This is a genomic window from Haloechinothrix halophila YIM 93223, from assembly GCF_000504245.1.
In the GTDB taxonomy this organism is placed as follows: domain Bacteria; phylum Actinomycetota; class Actinomycetes; order Mycobacteriales; family Pseudonocardiaceae; genus Haloechinothrix_A; species Haloechinothrix_A halophila.
The window spans coordinates 3,772,901-3,791,523 of record NZ_KI632509.1; the positions used below are offsets into that span (position 1 = coordinate 3,772,901).

14 protein-coding genes and 2 pseudogenes are annotated in these 18,623 nt (G+C 61.6%); 7 read left to right on the top strand and 9 right to left on the bottom strand.

Annotation, left to right across the window (positions count from 1 at the left end; translation table 11 throughout):
* Position 1: 1 nt before the first annotated feature.
* Complete coding sequence (locus AMYHA_RS17285; protein ID WP_084037337.1) at positions 2-982, bottom strand: AraC family transcriptional regulator; 981 nt, start codon at positions 980-982, stop codon at positions 2-4.
* A 212-nt stretch (positions 983-1,194) separates the two neighbouring features.
* On the opposite strand from AMYHA_RS17285, the gene AMYHA_RS17290 reads away from it, so the two are divergent.
* Positions 1,195-2,238: a sigma-70 family RNA polymerase sigma factor gene (locus AMYHA_RS17290; protein WP_034272568.1), complete on the top strand. Its 1,044-nt coding sequence runs from the start codon at positions 1,195-1,197 to the stop codon at positions 2,236-2,238.
* Here AMYHA_RS17290 and AMYHA_RS17295 read toward each other — a convergent pair.
* From AMYHA_RS17295 to AMYHA_RS17305, 3 genes are all read right to left on the bottom strand, one after another.
* Entirely contained in the window at positions 2,235-2,492 is a 258-nt protein-coding gene (locus AMYHA_RS17295; RefSeq protein ID WP_034272570.1) for a hypothetical protein, read from the bottom strand. The genes AMYHA_RS17290 and AMYHA_RS17295 overlap by 4 nt on opposite strands.
* A 166-nt stretch (positions 2,493-2,658) precedes the next feature.
* On the bottom strand, positions 2,659-3,453 hold the full coding sequence (locus tag AMYHA_RS17300; RefSeq protein ID WP_034272572.1) for an SDR family NAD(P)-dependent oxidoreductase: 795 nt from the start codon (positions 3,451-3,453) through the stop codon (positions 2,659-2,661).
* The gene (locus AMYHA_RS17305) at positions 3,450-4,304 is read right to left on the bottom strand and encodes an SMP-30/gluconolactonase/LRE family protein (RefSeq protein WP_051400029.1); all 855 of its coding nucleotides are present in this window, start codon (positions 4,302-4,304) and stop codon (positions 3,450-3,452) included. The genes AMYHA_RS17300 and AMYHA_RS17305 overlap by 4 nt, the downstream gene beginning before the upstream one ends.
* A 282-nt stretch (positions 4,305-4,586) precedes the next feature.
* Here AMYHA_RS17305 and neuC point away from each other — a divergent pair, with 282 nt between their 5' ends.
* A complete protein-coding gene (gene neuC / locus AMYHA_RS17310) occupies positions 4,587-5,768 on the top strand; it encodes a UDP-N-acetylglucosamine 2-epimerase (RefSeq protein ID WP_051400030.1) in 1,182 nt (393 codons plus the stop codon).
* A 17-nt stretch (positions 5,769-5,785) separates the two neighbouring features.
* Here neuC and AMYHA_RS17315 read toward each other — a convergent pair whose 3' ends face one another.
* Both AMYHA_RS17315 and AMYHA_RS25945 read right to left on the bottom strand, forming a co-directional pair.
* Complete coding sequence (locus tag AMYHA_RS17315) at positions 5,786-6,868, bottom strand: pyridoxal-phosphate dependent enzyme (protein WP_034272574.1); 1,083 nt, start codon at positions 6,866-6,868, stop codon at positions 5,786-5,788.
* A 3-nt stretch (positions 6,869-6,871) separates the two neighbouring features.
* On the bottom strand, positions 6,872-7,819 hold the full coding sequence (locus AMYHA_RS25945; protein ID WP_084037340.1) for a succinylglutamate desuccinylase/aspartoacylase family protein: 948 nt from the start codon (positions 7,817-7,819) through the stop codon (positions 6,872-6,874).
* Between the two features lie 575 nt (positions 7,820-8,394).
* Between AMYHA_RS25945 and AMYHA_RS27125 the strand changes: the two genes are divergently transcribed.
* Positions 8,395-8,571, top strand: a complete 177-nt coding sequence (locus AMYHA_RS27125) for a hypothetical protein (RefSeq protein ID WP_157362207.1) — start codon at positions 8,395-8,397, stop codon at positions 8,569-8,571.
* 174 nt (positions 8,572-8,745) lie between these two features.
* Here the strand turns inward: AMYHA_RS27125 and AMYHA_RS17330 are convergent, their stop codons facing one another.
* Entirely contained in the window at positions 8,746-10,002 is a 1,257-nt protein-coding gene (locus AMYHA_RS17330) for a thiolase family protein (protein WP_034272576.1), read from the bottom strand.
* A 426-nt stretch (positions 10,003-10,428) separates the two neighbouring features.
* Here AMYHA_RS17330 and AMYHA_RS26565 point away from each other — a divergent pair, with 426 nt between their 5' ends.
* The gene (locus AMYHA_RS26565) at positions 10,429-11,511 is read left to right on the top strand and encodes a 3-oxoacyl-ACP synthase III family protein (protein ID WP_084037341.1); all 1,083 of its coding nucleotides are present in this window, start codon (positions 10,429-10,431) and stop codon (positions 11,509-11,511) included.
* Between the two features lie 110 nt (positions 11,512-11,621).
* Positions 11,622-12,918, top strand: a pseudogene (locus AMYHA_RS17340) (IS701 family transposase).
* Positions 12,919-14,043: 1,125 nt separating this feature from the next.
* Here the strand turns inward: AMYHA_RS17340 and AMYHA_RS26570 are convergent.
* Positions 14,044-15,075: a class I SAM-dependent methyltransferase gene (locus tag AMYHA_RS26570; protein WP_169732948.1), complete on the bottom strand. Its 1,032-nt coding sequence runs from the start codon at positions 15,073-15,075 to the stop codon at positions 14,044-14,046.
* A gap of 76 nt (positions 15,076-15,151) precedes the next feature.
* A pseudogene (locus tag AMYHA_RS17345) lies at positions 15,152-15,593 on the bottom strand (thiamine pyrophosphate-dependent enzyme); the annotation flags it as partial.
* A 798-nt stretch (positions 15,594-16,391) separates the two neighbouring features.
* Here AMYHA_RS17345 and AMYHA_RS17355 point away from each other — a divergent pair.
* Together AMYHA_RS17355 and AMYHA_RS17360 are read left to right on the top strand one after the other, a co-directional pair.
* Entirely contained in the window at positions 16,392-17,375 is a 984-nt protein-coding gene (locus AMYHA_RS17355; protein WP_034272585.1) for a 3-oxoacyl-ACP synthase III family protein, read from the top strand.
* Positions 17,376-17,407: 32 nt separating this feature from the next.
* The gene (locus AMYHA_RS17360; protein ID WP_051400034.1) at positions 17,408-18,457 is read left to right on the top strand and encodes a 3-oxoacyl-ACP synthase III family protein; all 1,050 of its coding nucleotides are present in this window, start codon (positions 17,408-17,410) and stop codon (positions 18,455-18,457) included.
* Positions 18,458-18,623 lie beyond the last annotated feature (166 nt).

Sequence of the window (18,623 nt, forward strand, 5' to 3'; positions counted from 1 at the left end):
CTCATGCTCCGCGCTTCAGCGTGCACATCGGAGTCTCGCCGTATCGCCGCCGATACGCGGCATACGTGTGGCCTTTGACCGGCAGGTGCCACTTGGCCATGACTTCGCTGACAGTGACGTCATCCGGGTGGGCGGCTCGGAGTTCGTCATGCACGCGTCGCAGCCGAATGTCCTGCAGCACCTCCTGGAACGTGGTACCGAGCGCAACGTGGAATCCACGCTGAAGGCTGCGGGCGCTCACGGCTACCTGTTCCGCCAGACCTGTCACGGTGTGCGGCTGCTCGGGATAGCTCTCGAGCAGGGCGACGGCGTGATCGATTTCTCTGGACCTTGCCGGCCTCGGGGCCGCATTGAGCTGGCCACTGTAGTTGTGCTGATGGCCGAGTAGCAGCTCGGTGATCAGCATGCGCTCGAACGCCCGCCCGAATGCCTCGTTGTCTAATAGCCCTCGGTTTCGATCCAGCTGTGTCGCGATATACCGAAGCGCGTTACTCACGTATGCCCCGACCCCATGGGTGGTGTCCATCTTTCGCTCGAATCGCAGTGGATGCCGCACGCATTCGCCGAGAAGGCTCGCGAGCCGCGCCTCCGCGGCACCACGCTCGATCCGGACGATGAGCTTCGCGCACCCGCTGTGCCAGCGCACCGGGATGTCGTCACCGGGCGAGACCACCCACGCGAGCGCCGGGGTGGACGGGAACTGATCGCCGTCACGTCCGATCGTGCTGGTGCCGGTCAGCGGGAGGTGGATCGCGAAGTAGGTGGTTGCCGCGTCCGGCTGCATGACGACTTCCGCACCGTAGATGAGGAAGTTGATCGAGACGTCGGATAAGCGGCGCGTGTACAACCTGGCATCAAGTGGGCTGGACGTGTCGACTGTCGTGAGGCGGTGTGGGCCGAGAATTCGGCCGACCACGTCGCACACATATTTCTGTTCCACTGAGTGAAACACTTTGTAGCGATGTAGGGGCAGACGTGCCATCTGGACTCCTCAACTCCTTGCGGTTGTCGTCCCCGACTGCAAGTTGCACGTCGCCAAAGCGGGATTTGTGACGACCGAACCACTCGATCGGGACGTATTTACCCGAATGGAGCAGTTGAAACCGCAAACGCGGCCCCCTTGTTTTGACCAATAAACCGTGGGTATCATTTACAATCTGCTTCCAACGGACTACAGATTGGGGCGGTGGGGAGATGCCGGGCCAGGACTTCATCGACTTCTTTCGTCGTCACTACGACTGGGTCAGGAGGTATGCGTCGCGTTACCAGAGCCTGGACGCCGACGAGCTCGCCCATCTCGCGCTGGTGCGTGTCTGGTTGAACTGGGAGGACTTCAACCCCCGCAAGCCGCGTGCATGGCTCAAAACGGTCGTCAACAACGCCGCGCTCGACGAAATGCGCAGGCAGCAACGCACGCACGTCGACGCGGATGTCGACGTGGAGGCAGCGGTGCTCGTTGCCACGCGCCAAGACGATCCCGCGGAGCAGGCGGTGTGGGCCGAGCGCCTAGAACAGCTGCTGGAACTTTTGCACGAGCTACCCCAGCAGCAGCGAGTGCTGCTCGAGCGAAAGTTCCTCGATGAAGCCAGCTACGACGTGCTCAGCGACGAATTCGGTATCAGCTACAACGCGGTGCGCCAGCGAGTGCATCGAGCGCTGAAGAAGCTCACGGAACTCGCTAAGAAGCGGCGCATCACATGTCTTGCGCTCCCTATCACGCTCGGCAGCATGCTCAGCGGTCTTCGCCGGATGTGGATGTCGGCACCGACCGGATTCGCGACGAGCGCCGGCGCCGTGGTGTTCGCCGTCGGCTACGGGACGGGAATCTTTGGTCCCGAGACCGGCACGGACGCCGATATCACGATGCGAACTCCCACGGTGGTCGCGCCATCAACGCCGTCGGCAGGACGAGCGGACCCACCCATCGGGGGATCCGTCGTCCCATCGACGGCCACTTCAGCCGCAAGTCCGCCACCTGTGTCGTCCGGCGCCCGGGCGCCGGACGGCGACCGCGCTCCCCCACCGCGGCCGCCGATGACCGCGTCGGTCGATATACCACCGCCCGACACCGGACCTGGCAAGAAGCAGTCACACGACGTCAGAATCCCGACACCAGCGGGCGACGTCACAACCGATAACGAGGTCTACTCCACGGGCCCGCTGGTGGGCCCTGCTTGTGACTCAGAACCGTTGCCGCGAGCTGATGTCGCGTGCCCGCAGGCTAGCTCCGACGACTAGATGGGCACACAGACGAAGGTCCTGACCATCACGGTCGGGTCCAGCCCTACTCCGGTCTTCGCGCACAGCGTCGACCACGGGTATGGCTGGCAGTACGGGCCGACTTCGTGGGTCCCGGTCGCGGTGCCGCTGACCGTTGCTCCGACGCAGATCGGGTCGGCCTGTGCCGGTGCGGCAACGGCGATCCCGAGGGCGGCGAGCACTGCACTCGTACCCAGCAGCGCGAAGCAGCGGTGGAAGATCGTGCGGTACATGTTTGCTCCTCTCGTAGTGGCTTACGGAAGGAGCACGCACCGGAACTGCGGTTGTGACCGGGTCGGAACGGAGTTGGCGCGATCGGTCGCGGCAACCGCTTTGAGGTCGCCGAATGGACGATCACGTTGAGCGTAATAGGTGTCGCTGCACCAGGGGCCCGAACCATCAGAGCGGTGTCCAGCCGCCGTCGACGGTGAGGGCTTGGCCGGTGATGAAGTCGCTGTCGGGGCCGAGCAGGAAGCTGACGACGCTGGCGACGTCGTCGGCCGTGCCTCTGCGTCGCAGGATCTGGTTGTCGAAGACCGTGGCCGTCACGGCGTCCTGGTCCGGGTAGGCCTCCAGCTCCTCCTCGGTCTGGATCGCCCCGGGGACCACGCAGTTCACCCGGATGCCGCGCTGGCCCAGTTCTTGTGCGAGGGAGCGGGTGAAGCCGAGGATGCCTGCCTTGGTGGTGGCGTAGTGCAGCGAGTTCGGGGCGCCGAGTCGCGCGAGCACGCTGCTGATCGTGACGATGCCACCCCCAGAGCCCGTGCCGCCCGGGCCGTCCGGTGCCGGTGGGTCGGTGCCGAAGGCGCGGCGACAGCACAGGAACGCTCCTTTCAGGTTGACGTCCATGATGCGGTCCCAGGTGTCTTCGGTGATCTCGGTCCACGACTCCCGCCCGGTCGCCGCGGCGTTGAGGACCAGTGCGGTCACTGGCCCCAGCTCCTGCTCGCACCGGGAGAACAGCTCGTCGACGGCGGTCGCGTCGCTGATGTCGGCCGGATACACCACGGCACGCCCACCCGCGTGCTCGATCTCAGCGGCGACGTGCTTGGCCACCGACAGCATCGCCTCGTCCGGATAACTGTTGATCGCCACCGCCATGCCGTCGGCGGCGAGCCGGCGCGCGGTCGCGGCACCGATACCGCGCGACGCGCCGGTCACGAGCGCGACACCAGCCGGCTCGCGCGGACTCATGGCGAGTCCCCGGTGAACCGCGGCGACCGGCGCCCTCGCGCGGGAAGGTCCACCGCGTACAGCAGACCACCACCGGGCGCGTTCTCGTGCGCCGCACTGGTGATGAACAACGTCGACAACGGCGTCGCGGGGGACCGGCTCCCGAACGCGCAGCTGGTCGGATAGCGGGTGGGCACGGTGACGATCCCGGTCTGCTCGCCGGTCGTCGCGTCGATGCGCCAGACCTGCCCGCACCCCCAGATCGCGAGCCAGATGTCGCCGTCGTCGTCGACCGTCAACCCATCCGGCAGTCCGACCTCGGGCGGGACCGTGCACAGCCGCCGCCCGTCACCAAGGGTGCCGGATACGACGTCGCAGTCCCACGCCGTGAGCGTGCCCGCCACGGAGTCAACGTGGTAGAGCACGCCCCCATCCGCCGACCAGTCGATACCATTCGACATCCCGATGCCGGTGAGCACGGTGGTGACCGCCGTGCCATCGAAGCGGAAGAGCGCGCCCCTGCCGCTGCCGTCCCGCACCGCCGACCCCGCCCAGCACGCGCCACCCGGATCGATCGCGCCGTCATTCATCGACATCGCCTCGTCGTGCAGGGTCGTAGCCAGCTCATCGACCCGCCCGCTCACCGGATCCAACACCCCGAAACCGTTACCAGTCACCGCGCACAACGTGCCGCCCGAACTCCGCTCAATCGCCGTCACCGTCCGGGTAACGCCGACAACCGACTCGACACCGTCCAGCGCACGAGTGAACAACCGCCGCCCAGCCACATCCAGCCAACGCAACCCCACATCGTCATCCCACAACGGAGACTCACCGAGTTCGGCGACGCCCTCAGCCACCGGCGCCGCCACGCACCGAAGCAGAGACGAAGCGCTACTCGAGATATCGCTCATCGACGCAAGGGTGACGGACAGTACCCAGTACTACCAGGACCTTGCTAAGCCGGAGTAGGCATTAGAAAGCGACCGCAGGCGTTACCGCCATAGGCACAATTCACACGAGCGTAAACGGCGCCCTTGTGCTCGGGTTCCCATCGTAGAGAATCGTGACCGACGGGATTTCTACTGCGCCCACTATTAGCGCATAGCTGGCCGGTGTCGCGAAGGGCTGGGTTCACGATCAGACGGATATGTGTGTTCACCGGTTCGCGTGCCGATTACGGCTCACTCGTGCCCGTCATGGCGGCCCTGCGCGACGACAGCGACGTCGATCTGAAGCTGCTCGTCTGCGGTGGTCACCTGGTGCCGACACAGGGCTACACGCTAGAGCAGGTGACTCAGGACGGCTTTGTCGCCGACGAGGTCGTCGACATGGTGCTGGCCAACGACACCCCAACCGCCGTCGCGAAGTCGTTCGGCCTTGGTTGCATCGGTTTCACCGATGCGCTCGAGCGACTTAATCCCGACCTTCTGGTCGTCCTCGGTGACCGTTACGAAGCGCTCGCGGTGGCCGTCTGCGCGACGTTGCGGCTGCTTCCCGTGGCACACCTTGCCGGCGGCGACGTCACCGAGGGGTCGACGGACGATCCGGTTCGCCACGCCATCACGAAGATGTCCCAGCTGCATTTCACGGCGACCGAGGACATGCGGCGACGCGTCATTCAACTCGGGGAGCATCCCGACACGGTGTTCAACACCGGTGCGCCGACCATCGATTCCGTCGTGAGCGCACCGCTGATCGGGCGCGATGACTGGGCGTCCCTCTACGGTCGCGAACTCACTGAACCCACCATTGTGGTCACGTACCATCCGGTCACCGCTGATCCCGACGCGAGCCATGAGGGTTTGGACGCGCTACTCGCCGCGCTGGAGCACTTCCCCGACGCCACTGTTGTCTTCACTGGAACGAACGTGGACCAGGGCGGCAGCTACCTCGCCAAGCTGATCGAGGATTACGTCACTGACTATCCACGGCAGGCGATTCTGGTTCCCTCACTCGGAAAGCTGCACTACCTCAGCCTCATCCACCACGCGAACGTCGTGGTCGGCAATTCCTCCAGTGGTCTCACTGAGACACCTACGCTGCAGACAGCAACCGTGAACATCGGATCGCGACAGGACGGCAGACCACGGGCCGATTCGGTGATCGACTGCGGCGAGACCGCTGCCGATGTGCGCGCCGCGATCGACCGAGCGCTGTCCGCGGACATGCAGGAACACGCACGGCGTGCCCAGTCGCCCTACGGCGATGGCAAGGCAACGAACCGGATCGTCGACATTCTCAAGCACGCCGACCTTGACTCACTCATCCCGAAGAGGTTCTACGACCTTCCAGTTACCGTTCGCACCAGCGACGCCGTCGACACCGAGGTGTGAGAGGACGGCGAGGCGCTTCAGAGGCTGCTACGCCATTTATCGACTCGGCTGACCACGTCGTCGACCGTAATGAGTGGGACGCGTGCGTCGTCGGCTTCGAAGCGCGCGAGGTCCTTCCACCCGGCACCGGTCAGCACGAGCACGGGGTGGTCGGTGGGCTGTAGTCGTCGCCGATCGAGGTCATTGAGCACGGCCGCGAGTGAGGCAGCCGAAGCGGGCTCGACGAAGACGCCTTCGGTCTTGGCGAGCAGACGTTGCGCGTCAAGGATGGCGGCATCGTCCGGCGCCGTACCCCAGCCGGCGGACGTCTCGACCGCGGTGGCGGCGAGCGTGCCGTCCGGTGGTCGCGGTAGCTGCAACGCCGAGATATCGCTGTCACAGCGCGAGATCGCCGACACGTCAGTGTTTCCGTTGAGGAAGTCGACGATCGGCGCGCATCCCGCTGGTTGGCAGGCGACGACTTTCGCGGTCATCCCCCGATGTCGCAAGCCTCGGGCGATCCCGGTGAGCAGCCCGCCGCCACCTGTCGGCACGTACACATGGGAGGCGTCCGGAACCTGCTCCGCGAGTTCGTAGCTGATGGTGTCGACGCCGCGCATCCCGGACGGGTTGAACGCGTGCGCGGTGATGCCGAGAAACAGGTTCTGTTGCTCCGCCGCCACGCGCACCTGCTCCATCAGCGCCGTGGCCACCTGAGCGGTTCCCTCCCGCCCAACACCGTCGACGCTCACCACCTCGACGGCATACGGCAGCAGCGCTAGGCGTTTCTCCTGCGGCGCGGAGGCGACCATGCACAGAAAGCCCGCTAGACCGGCGCGGGTGCCGTAGGCGGCCATCGACAGCCCAGCGTTGCCGGATGAGGTAGCGATCCAGCCCGCGTTGCCGTGGTGCAGGGCCAAAGAGAGCGACATCACCGCGATTCGGTCCTTATAGGACCCGGTGGGGTTTTGCGATTCCATCTTGGCCGACAGTCGGCTCAGCCCGAGGCGCTCGGCCAACGCCGTCAGTTCGATGACGGGGGTGTCCCCCTCGCCGAGGCTGACGAACCGCTCAACTGTGGGCAGGTCGTCGGCAAACCGGCTCACACCCTCGGATGCCATGGATTACTCCTGCCGCGGGGTGAGGTCGGCCAGCACGAACAGAACGTCATCGGCAAGCGTACGAGCCTGCCTGCGGAGGAACATGACCACGCCTGGGCGAGGTGCCCGCACGATCTCGAGCAAGCGGCCGCGGTAGTCATAGCAGCGGCCGATCTCGTCGTCGATGTCCACGATGTCGCCCGCGTTCACCGCACTCACGAAGAGACCGTCGCGCTTGGCCTGCATCCCCGAATCCAGGTCGCCCGGCCCGTACACCCAATGCGGTTCTTTTCGCGTATTCAGGCCTCCGGGATCGGGGAGCATGCCCAGGTCGGCGAGCACCGTCAGCACACCGGCCACGTACGTGTCGAGCTCGTGTCGGCGGATGCTGCCGCCACCGGAGCACTCGGCATAGATCGAGGGAACTCCGAGTTCGGCCGCGACGGACAGGCTGCGTCCCGGTGACGAATCCGTGTGCGCCCAGACCAGTGGGGTACCGAACGCTTCGGCGGCCCGCCGCGACTGGTCGGCAGCCTCGACGTCGCTCACGAACCCGCACATGAGCGGCATGCGGTAGCGCATCCCAGCTGAATGGAGGTCGATCAGCAGGTCGGCACCTTTGATGAGGTTCCTGGTGATGTCGGCGGCTAGGTGGTGGGTTGGTCCGTCCCCACCGGCACCCGGGAAGCACCGTGCGAGGTTCTCGCCGTCGAGCGGACTCACCCGGCTCTGCGCAGCCCATGCGACCGGATTTGCCGTCGCGACCGCGTGAACCGTGCCGGTCAGTTCGGACGATCGCAGCTCGTCCAACACCCGTAGTACGGCAAGCACGCCTTCGTCCTCATCGCCGTGGACGCCGCCGAGTAGCGACACTGTCGGCCCTGGTCGGGGACCCTGCAACGTCGTGATGGTGACACCGCTGGGTAGCGCACTACGGTCCTGCGTCGGCCCGTCGGAGGGGGTCACAACCATGAGTCAATAGTGAAATGGGTATTTTGCTATGGCAACTAAGTTTGATGTTCGCAGTTTGGGACCGGTCGTCGCCGCCATGGCCATGGCCGCATAGCTCCGAACTCAAGCAGATGAGTACTCACAGCCAATCAGCCCTATCCGGACGGTGCCGGATGGGGCTGACCTGGTGCGCAATACTTGGGTTGAACCACGCTTTCCGTCCTTTGACCGGGACCGTGTCCGGATTCTTTCCCGTCGTGCGGCGGACAGCCCCAAGGCGCGCATTGCCCGGTCCATGCTGCTCAGCGAGCCATCGGGAATCAGGCGCGTGACCAGGGGCGGTCATCTTCAGCGCCCGTTGAACCCTTCCGGAGTCGTCTTCCGGCGGGCGCCTGGATCGGTGGTCCAGGCGATGTCGCGCACCGGGTCGATCACCTGCGCGTCGGTGATGGTGCGGGCGGCCACCGAGCGGTCGGGCCGCTTCCACTCCCGATAAGCCCGCGCGGCGATCTGGCAGCCCTACTCCGACAGGGCTCGGCAGATCGACTCAGGCCGCTCCCCTTGCCGCGCCACGGTCTCGCACGCAGCCGTCTGCGATGGGTACTCTCCTGCTGGTGCTCGGTCACCAGCTGCGCCGCCCCTGCCTTCAGCTGCTCATCGACTTCTTCGGCATGAACCGCATCATTCCAACTCAGAAAGATGTGCCATCAAATCTAGGACGCTTCACTATGAATCCCGCCAGCCGCCTCATCGTGCATTCCCTGATCTTGTAGAAGCGGTCGCCCGAGTGTTCCCGTAACAGCAACCCGACCCGGCCACGCCGCAGCGTTGTTCGTTCCATCAACGACCAGACCCGCAGACTGGGCCGGGCTTTACGTTCAGCCCAAGGCGCTACCCTGGCGCAGTCGCCAGCCGCCACAGCTGACATCACGAAGTCCGCTGGATCACTACGCCGCGCGCTCCAGAATAGTAGTCGAGGTGACGGCGATGTCCAGTCCGACCAGGCCACCACCATTCTCTGCCATAGCAAGGCGTGCGTTGGGGACTTGAGATTCTCCAGCCTCACCGCGCAGTTGCACAGCAAGCTCGTTGAGCATCATGATGCCGGTGGCGCTGATCGGATGGCCGCGAGAGACGAGACCGCCGGAGGGGTTGACCGGGATCTTGCCGCCAAGCTGCGTCGCGCCTGATTCGGTGAAGGGCCCGCCCTCACCGCGCGCGCACAGGCCGAGGTCTTCGATCAGATGTATCTCGGCGAACGACGTCGCGTCGTGCAGTTCAACAAGATCCAGGTCCGACGGCTGCACGCCTGCCATCTCGTACGTCTGTTCTGCTGATACGACGGGCGAGCGCTGACCCTCCCAACTCGTGTTGATCCGGCCGCCAGCCATTGAGTGCCCACGCACCTTGATCGCCCGCTCGCGCACTGACACCGGCTGCTTCTTTAGGAAGTCGTCCGAGCACACGAGCACCGCTCCCGCGCCGTCCCCGCGCGGCGATGCCATCGCGCGGGTCAGCGGGTCCGCGACCATCCGGTCGGCGAGCACCTGATCCGTGGTCATCGGGAAGCGATACTGCGCACGGGGATTATGCACAGCATTCGTGTGATTCTTCGCAGCCGCTGAGGCGATCTGCTCAATCGTTGTACCGTAGTCACGCATGTGCGACATCGCCAGCACCGCGTAGAGATCCATCGCCAGTGATCGGTCCGGGCCGAACTCGAGTGTGATTCCAAGCTCATGGGCAAGCCGTCGGAAAGCGTCCCAGTAAGACTCGGGCACTCCAGCATCCAGCCACCGGATGAACTCCGCGACGTTCCCCTCAGGGTTCATCTTCTCCACACCAATGGCCAGTGTGAGATCCGCGCCAGATTGAATGGCCGACCAGGCGCCGTTGAACGCCGCCGATGCGCCCGCGCAGCCGGTCTCGATGTTAGTGATGCGCTGCCCATTCGGGAAAAGGCCCTCTTCGACTAGCGGGGCAAGAATTCTGAGTCCCCGTGCAGCACGCATACTCCAGTAGTCGGCATACATGTTGGCGAGCCACGTGCCTTCGATGCGCTCCGGTTCGGCCAATTGTGCGTCCTTAACGGAAGTGCTGTATGCGTCCGCGACCAGATCAGTAAACGAACGCTCCGGATACCGCCCGACCGATGTCACGCCAATGCCAATAATGTAAGTGTCCCGATTTCCTGTGTACGCCATATACTGCACTCCTCAAAATCGCGAGGTCAACATAGTTGAGCGCCAAGTTCGGATTTATAAGCCAGTCATTGTTCCGGCCAAAGACGTAACATATTGAACTACAACGACCACCACATTCGGCTACCAATAAGAATGGAGGACAATCTAAGATTGCAGTGTCAGTAGTATCAATTCTTCTATCTAGTAGTAATAGTACGGTTCGAAATACATTACGTCAAGAAATCTGCTATCAATTTGCCACACAGGCGCTCCAATATTCCGTACAGCACCCCTGTATGATTCCTCGCCATAGCCACACATCAATACGGCTATCAACCGACAGTTGAGGCAATTTGAAAATACACCCAGCGCGCCTTGGGCAAATTCGCCCCCTATCGTTTTCGTTCGGGCGTTAGAACTATAGCGTCAAGCAGCAATAATTCAGAGATGATATCTGAGTTGCGGGACCAACTGGAGGCGATAGTGAACGTAGGTATTGTGGGAACAGGCTCGTACTTGCCGCCAAATATTCTCACAAGTACAGATCTTGCAGCTAAACTCAACATAACCGAGGAATGGATTCTAGAGAAAACCGGAATCTATCAACGGCACATCGCTGGCCCTGATGAAGCTGCGTCCGACCTCGCTCTTGCGGCGTCCCGCCGTGCACTAAATTCTTGTCAGCTAAGTCCATCTGCAATTGATCTGATAATATTAGCAACTTCGACCGGCGACCAGCCTGTTCCAGCAACGGCTTGCCGCGTACAATCAATTCTCGAGGCAAATAATTCTATTCCACTGGACGTCAGCGCAGGTTGTAGCGGTTTCTTGTATGCCCTACGCATCGGACGCGACATGTTAATGGCGTCACCAGATATGCGATATGCGCTAATAATAGGTTCCGAAGTAACTTCTCGGTTTGTTGATTACACAGACAAGCGCACTTGTGTTCTATTTGGAGACGGAGCTGGAGCTGTCGTTCTCACTAAAGTCCATAGTGGCGGGATCATACGCTGTGTTTTGGGCGCGGATGGTCATCAAGGTGCTGAGTTTGGAGGCGTTCCGGGCGGCGGAAGTCGGATGCCCGCTTCTTCAACAACATTGGCAAGCGGATCACATTACCTAAGAATGAACGGCCGTAGGATTACAAAGTGGGTTGGTGACACGATATTCAAGCTGTTTTTTGATATGCTAGAGCCTGAAAAGCTATCAGCAAGCGAGATGAGGCTAGTTGTGCCGCATCAGCCAAATGGCAAAATGCTCGATGAATGGCCGCAGCTTCTCGGCTTGAGGGTTGATCAAGTTTACAAGAATGTACAGAAGGTTGGCAACACGAGTTCGGCTTCAATTCCAATCGCATTGGATCAGGCAGCCAAAGATTCGAATCTCCGCTTCGGTGAACTCATTCTCTTCCTGGCAGTGGGTGGAGGTGGCACATGGGGAGCAACATTGCTGCGATGGTGCTTAGGAGATGACGCGGTTACGAGTACTCCTGGCCTCGACTCAAGGTTACTCGGTGGAACGGTGTAGGGCTTCCTAGTACGACAGCGGTAGATCGTGATCTTGGGCGTGGTGGCGTGACATGAGGGCGGCCACCGCGTGATCATGCCGGGTTTGTGTGGAACCAAGTTGATCTTGCGGTGGCCGCGGCTGCCAGTGTAGACCCTGGCGTGTTCGGGGCGCGATTTCAGGATCTGTTGGCACGCATCTGTGGCCGGTTCGGCCGTGTAGAGCCGCGTCGCCACGCCGAGGACCTGGTGCGCGGGCTGGTCTCGGAGGTGCCGACGAAGAACTGTTGGACCATCGCTGAGCATGTTGGACACGCCACGCCGGAAGGGCTGCAGCACCTGCTGCGCCGGGCGGTGTGGGACCACGACGGCGTGCGGGACGACCTGCGTGACTATGTGGTCGAGCGCCTCGGTGCCGAACGGGCCGTGTTGGTGGTCGATGAGACGGGCGATCTCAAGAAGGGAAATCGCACTGTCGGGGTGCAGCGCCAGTACACCGGCACCGCTGGTCGGATCGAGAACTCGCAGGTCGCGGTGTATCTGACCCTATGCCACCAGTCGGGGGCATGCGCTGATCGACCGGGCGTTGTACCTCCCGAAATCCTGGGTCGCCGACACCGAGCGGCGTGCTGCTGCGGGGGTGCCGGGCGAGGTGGAGTTCGCGACCAAGCCCACGCTGGCGCGCGAGATGATCCTCGCCGCGCTCGACGGCGGCGCCACCGCGTCCTGGGTGGCTGGCGACGAGGTCTATGGTGCCGACCCGCGCCTGCGCAACGCACTGGAGGATCGCGGTGTCGGCTACGTTCTGGCCGTTGCCCGCAGCCACCCCGTGATGACCGCGGCGAGAAAGCTCCGCGCAGACGCCATCGCCGCCCGCCTGCCCAGATGCGCCTGGCAGCGTCTCTCCGCCGGAGCGGGTTCCAGGGGCCAGCGGTTCTACGACTGGGCTTGGATCACCATCGACACCGCCAAGCCGGGGCAGCGATGGCTACTCATCCGCCGCAACAGCAGCACCGGCGAGCTGGCGTTCTACCGCTGTTACGCCCCGAGCCCGGTGCCGCTATCGGAGCTGGTGCGTGTGGCCGGACGGCGTTGGACCGTGGAGGAGTCGTTCCAGGCCAGCAAAGGCCTGACCGGGCTGGATCAGCACCAGGTTCGCCGCTGGGTCTCCTGGCACCGCTGGACCGTGCTGGCGATGCTTGCCCACGCCTACCTCGCCGTGCTCGCTGCCACCGAACGCGAACGCCACCCGCCACCCGACGGGTTGATCCCGTTGACCTGCAACGAGATACACCACCTCTTCAACGTCCTCATCGCCCGCCCGATCAGCGACTTCAGCCACCGACTGCGCTGGTCACTCTGGCGACGGCAACACCAGTACCGCGCCAAAACCAGCCACTACCAGCGACGCGCACGAACCGAACCATGAACATCTCGATCTACCGCTGTCGTACTAGACGGCGTTATGAACAACGTGACGCAAAGGGAGCGTTGCGCAGGCCGCTACCCGTCGAGACCTAGACCTCCGCCGCCGCGAGGCCCGGCAGCAGCACTGGATGACCAAACGTGACACCGTCGAGTCGGACGCCATAGAAGATCATGTAATCACGAAGCTTGGCGACCCGGCTGGCAGGCCAGGGTTTTGACGAAGGGTGGGCGTCGTGCCCGGCCTTGAGCACCTAACGACCCTTGGTCGCTAAGACACGTCGGAAACACGGGCCGAGGATGAACGCCGGCACGTGGGACCGTCAACGGGAAACCCAGTCCCATCCGTCAGCAAACCGACGGTGATCTACTGTTCCAGCCGCCGTTGCTTGGAGAAGCCCGGGCTCGCGGACCCCAATCCCAGGCGTCGGCCTCTAAGTACATCGTCGTCACATCGTAGAGAAGCAGCGTCATCGCGCTGCCTCCTACATCGGCACAGATACGCAGCCGCAACTGACCGTCCGGTAGGATGGCTGGTCGACGCAGCCTCGACCAGCACCCGCAGTGAGTCCAGCTTGCTGGTCGGCTCGATGGTCACAGCAGTACCAACAACTTGAACACCTCATCCCGGTGCCAGGTGCGAGCCCCGGCGCGTTCTAGCCGCGGCTCAGGGCGTCCAGCACATGCACTATCCGCGAGACATGGCCCACAACGCCGCACCCTGGTTCGCTGGACTGTCCGGCAGAGGGAGTCTTACTCGCCCTGCACCGCGGCGAGCCGCTGCCGCGCTACCGCCTTGAGCAACTCCAAGTCCGCCTCAGTGTGCGCAGACCGACGTGCTCGATGCATACGATTCGGTGAAGAGAGTGCACGATCTGAACCGCCCACACTTCGGATGCCGCCTTCACCAATAGAACCCACCCGCTAAGTGCACGCACACCAAACCAATACTCAAAGTCACGCCACCGGACTCAAAATCAAAAACCCTGGCCCAAGTCGGAAGCTTTAAAGCGCAAATGTCGACTTGAACTGCGGGTTAGCTTCCGGCTTAACATCCGGCTAAAACCTGAAGCGAGACGAGCCATAATAGCGGCTCGATGGCTTAGTCTCCTGATCACAAATAGCGACCTCAATCTCTGAATTTACGGCATGTGATGTACGTCCACGGTCCACGAAGACGATCTCGCTGCATATATAGTTTCGTGGCACAGTACTTCATTAAGAACAATCGATCACGCAGTGCTTCTTGCGTTGGAGGATCACCCTCAACCTTCTCAGATCCACCGATCCAGCCCAATACAACATCATGATACGGAACGAGCGCGTCAATCAACTCCGTCGTAGAGATTTCGATCCACTCTTCGAAATGATGGAGCGGCTCCAATCCAGCATCAGAAAGTTCATCAAGATACAAATCGATCGGCTTGATCGGGGGGTATACTCGTGATCGGATTTCTTTATAGGCCAACATCAGCGAATCATCATCGATGAGATGGCGGTATTTCTCGAACAGAGGCTCAGTCTTGACAATTTCTTGGGCGATCGTATGTACGACTTCAACTGTATCATGAAGGCGCCAATCGCCCTGCCGCTTCTTCGGATTACTCATGTCCCCGGTGCTCACAAGCGCAAGTCCACCACGTCTAAGGACACGATTCCAAGACGCAAATGTATCGGCAAGATTCGGATACAAATGGACTGCATTTGCGGATGTAAGAATGTCAATTCCTCGATTTAGTAGAACCTCGCCGATAGTGTCATCGAGTGACTGAAGTTGGCCGTTTTCGCTAATCCTCTTCTGAAGTCGTAGTGCAACCCGATCGTCGAGCTTGAATTTGTCCGCAACAACTCTCAAGTATTTCGGAGATACGTCCACATTGAGTATGCGCGTTGGACGTGAAAAATATTCAAATAGTCGTTCAGTGAATAGCCCGGTTCCACACGAGTAATCGAGGATTATGTGTTCGTCGTCCAGAACCGACAACACCTGCGCGATCGTTGGATCCCAATTCTTGTTGAATGCGTTCGAACCGTGTTTATTATACCGCATCGCAGACTCTTCAACGGGCTTCTTCAGCCAATCTTCGTCAGGGATTCTATCGAAACCTTCCGGCCAGCGGCCGCCAGATTTCCTTGATTCATGATTCGAGTGCAAGTCCACTACTGCTCCGTTCATGTCGATTATACATATTGCGTTTCACGACTATCAGGTGGAAACCTTTCAGTCGACTTTCGACTCAGATCTCATCCTCGTTGAATAGAGATGGATAACGCGGCGGCCATGATCTCGTCGTTGCCGGTTCCCGCGGCGACCATCGGCCACACCTGGGCGTCCTTGCCGACGATGAAGTCGATGACGACCGGCCGGTCGTTGATGTCCATCGCCTTCTTGATCACGTCGTCGACCTCGTCCTTGGCGTCACACCGCAGCCCGACGCAGCCCATCGACTCAGCGAGCAGCACGAAGTCGGGGATGCGGTGGGCGTGGGTGCCGAGGTCGGTGCTGGAGTAGCGCTCGGCGTAGAACAAGTTCTGCCACTGGCGCACCATGCCCAGGTTGCCGTTGTTGATGACCGCGACCTTGATCGGGGCACCCTCGATCGCGCAGGTGGCAAGCTCCTGGTTGGTCATCTGGAAACACCCGTCCCCGTCGATAGCCCACACCTGCTTGTCCGAGGCAACCGAACCTGCTTCGCAACCCAACGCACGCCATGATTCACACGTCCCGAAACAACCTCAGGCGCTGCTCTCCGACCTGCGCTCGCAACGCCGGATCCGTGACACCCAGTCCCTCTCTGGGTGCGAGGCCCAGCACACCGACCTTCCCGGTGTGTTGGTTCGTCTGAACCAGACGGGCGACCTCTCCCACCCGCTCGAAGGAGTACACCGACGACAGGAGCCGGGACAACGACCACGTCGGCAACGTCCGAACCCACAACCTGATATGGCTGGTCGTGTCGCGCTTCCCAAACCCCTTGCCTTCCGAATTGCGCCAAGAACCCAATAGTCGGAACGGGCTCGAACTTCTCCGACCAAACTGTATTGTAGTTGATGACGCTCGCCATTACAGCTACGAATACCTCATCCGGCGACAGTTCCGGCACCGAGACAGTTCCGTCAATATCTTCCGCACCATCGAAAACATTGATGTCATCTGGTCGAAGGTGTGTAGTAAAATACTCTGCCAGTGCCTGTCTCTGGTGCAACTCATCATGTGTTGCACCACTGATAACTGCCTCGGAAACCTCGTCCATCGTCAACCTTTTCGCGTGCGCGCAGCTCCTTGATCTGGCCCAGATTTCGGCTGATTCCATGCGATGCTTCCTGCGGGAGACCGAAGGATACAGAGGGCTCCTTCAGGCACGGATCGCCTGGCCGTCCGTGCCTGCGCACAGCGCAGGTGAACTCGCCTCCTGGTTGGAGACGTCAAGCAACGGGAGCATTCAGATAAGCATCTACGCCAGAACCGGAGAAACTATGGGTGTCGGTATTGTCGCAACGGGGTCCTACCTGCCGATGTCCGTTCTCGGGAATGCCGAACTGGCTGCGCGGATAAAGGTTGACACCGACTGGATCGTGCAAAAAACCGGAATCCGCGAACGACGCATCGCCGCCCCGGGTGATGCCACGTCCGACTTGGCGGCGCGGGCTGGTAAACGAGCGCTTCGCTCGGCGGGCATTGCCGCGACCGATCTCGATGTGGTGATTGTCGCGACTGGCACAGGCGACCAACCCTCCCCCGCCACTGCGTGCTATGTGCAGGCCAAGCTCCGCGCGAGCAACGCGGTGGCATTCGACGTCATGGCGGTCTGCTCAGGATTCATCTACGGGCTGACTATCGCCCGCGACATGCTGTTCGCCGACCAATCGCGGAAGTACGCACTCGTCGTTGGCGCAGAAGTGTACTCACGCTTCGTCGACTACCAGCAGAAGGGAGCGAGTGCCCTCCTTGGAGACGGTGCTGGTGCAGTCATCGTGGGCAGGACCGAAAGCGGCGGAATCCTAGCCAGCCGATTGGTCACAGACGGCACGTTAGCCCACCTTGGCGGGATTGCCGGCGGCGGAAGCCGTCACCCCGCCTCCCCAGCAACTCTGTCATCCGGCATGCACTACGTAACCATGGACGGTCGCACCATCCGCGAGATGGTCGCTAGTCTCCTGCCCGGACTGGTAACAGCATTGACCGATCTGCTCGCCATCAAACTATCTGATCTGAATCTAATCGTCCCGCACCAAGCCAATGGCACGATGCTCAAAGAATGGGTACAGCTCCTCGACATCGATCCAGAAATTACACACGAGACTGTCACCAGGTACGGCAACACCGGGGCCGCGTCGATCCCCATAACACTCGATGACGCAGTTCAATGCGGACGCCTGTCCCCAGGAGATCGAATTCTATCGATTTCATTCGGAGCTGGCGTCGCTTGGGGCGGAGTCATCGTCGAATGGGAACAGTAATCGACCTATGAAGTGAAGGATAGCCGCACGTTATGCAAACTGCGATCATGGGAACGGGCTCTTACCTGCCAGAGAAGGTGCTAACTAGCACCGAACTCGGTGAACGACTCGGTGTAGGAACGCAATGGATCCTCGACAAAACCGGGATCGAGGCGCGTCGAATTGCCGCAAAGGACGAAACTACGTCTGACCTCGCGTCATTTGCCGCGCTGAACGCAATGAAAGACGCCGGCATTGCGCCAGCGGACGTTGATGTAATCGTACTTGCGACCGCGACGAAGGACCAGCCGATCCCGGCAACTGCATGTATGGTACAGAGAAGAATTGGAGCGTCGCGTGCGGCGGCCTTTGACATAGATGCGGCTTGCTCCGGATTTATCTATGGTTTGGTCGCGGCCCATTCGATGCTCGTGGCAGATCCCGCTCGCCGCACCGCCCTTGTCATCGGCGCTGAAGTGTACTCCCGATTTCTCGACTATGACGATAAACGCACGTGCGTACTGCTTGGCGATGGTGCTGGCGCGATGGTGCTCGCTAAGACGTCCACGGGCACTGGATTCCTGTCGAACAAGCTTGTATCAGAGGGCACCCTCTCCGATTTGGTGCAGATTCCCGCCGGCGGCAGCAGACACCCCGCGAGCCATGAGACAGTCGGCGCGCGAGAGCATTTTCTGACAATGCGTGGCCGGGATGTGCGGTCGCTCGCCGCGAAGGTGTTGCCCGAATTGGTGGTCGACCTCCTCGAGTCAGCGAACCTCGCACTCCCGGACGTCCGGCTCATCGTGCCACACCAAGCGAACGGCGTCATGCTGACCGAATGGTCAGACGCGCTGCACCTGGAACCCGGCCAGATGCACGTAACCGTACGGGGCTACGGCAACACTGGGGCTGCTTCGGTGCCGATCACGTTCGACGACGGCGTGCGAAAGGGAAAGATCAAGCACGGTGATGCCCTGATGCTCGTCGCGTTCGGTGGCGGGATGACCTGGGGCGGAGTAACCATGCGGTGGACGACAGAGCACAAAGGCTGCCTTAGTGCACCCGACCCGAGCGGCACGCTCGGGACCGCGCTTCTTGATTAGCTGGCACGAAACGCGTCACTTCTCCGCGTCCGATCCTCGGCGTTCTCCACCGGTACCACCGCTGCGGTCATCGGACGATGCGCACGGGCTGTCGATAGAGAGACACTGACTCGTTCAGTCGTCACAATTCACGACCGGACTACGTCGTCCCACACAGCTAACCGTC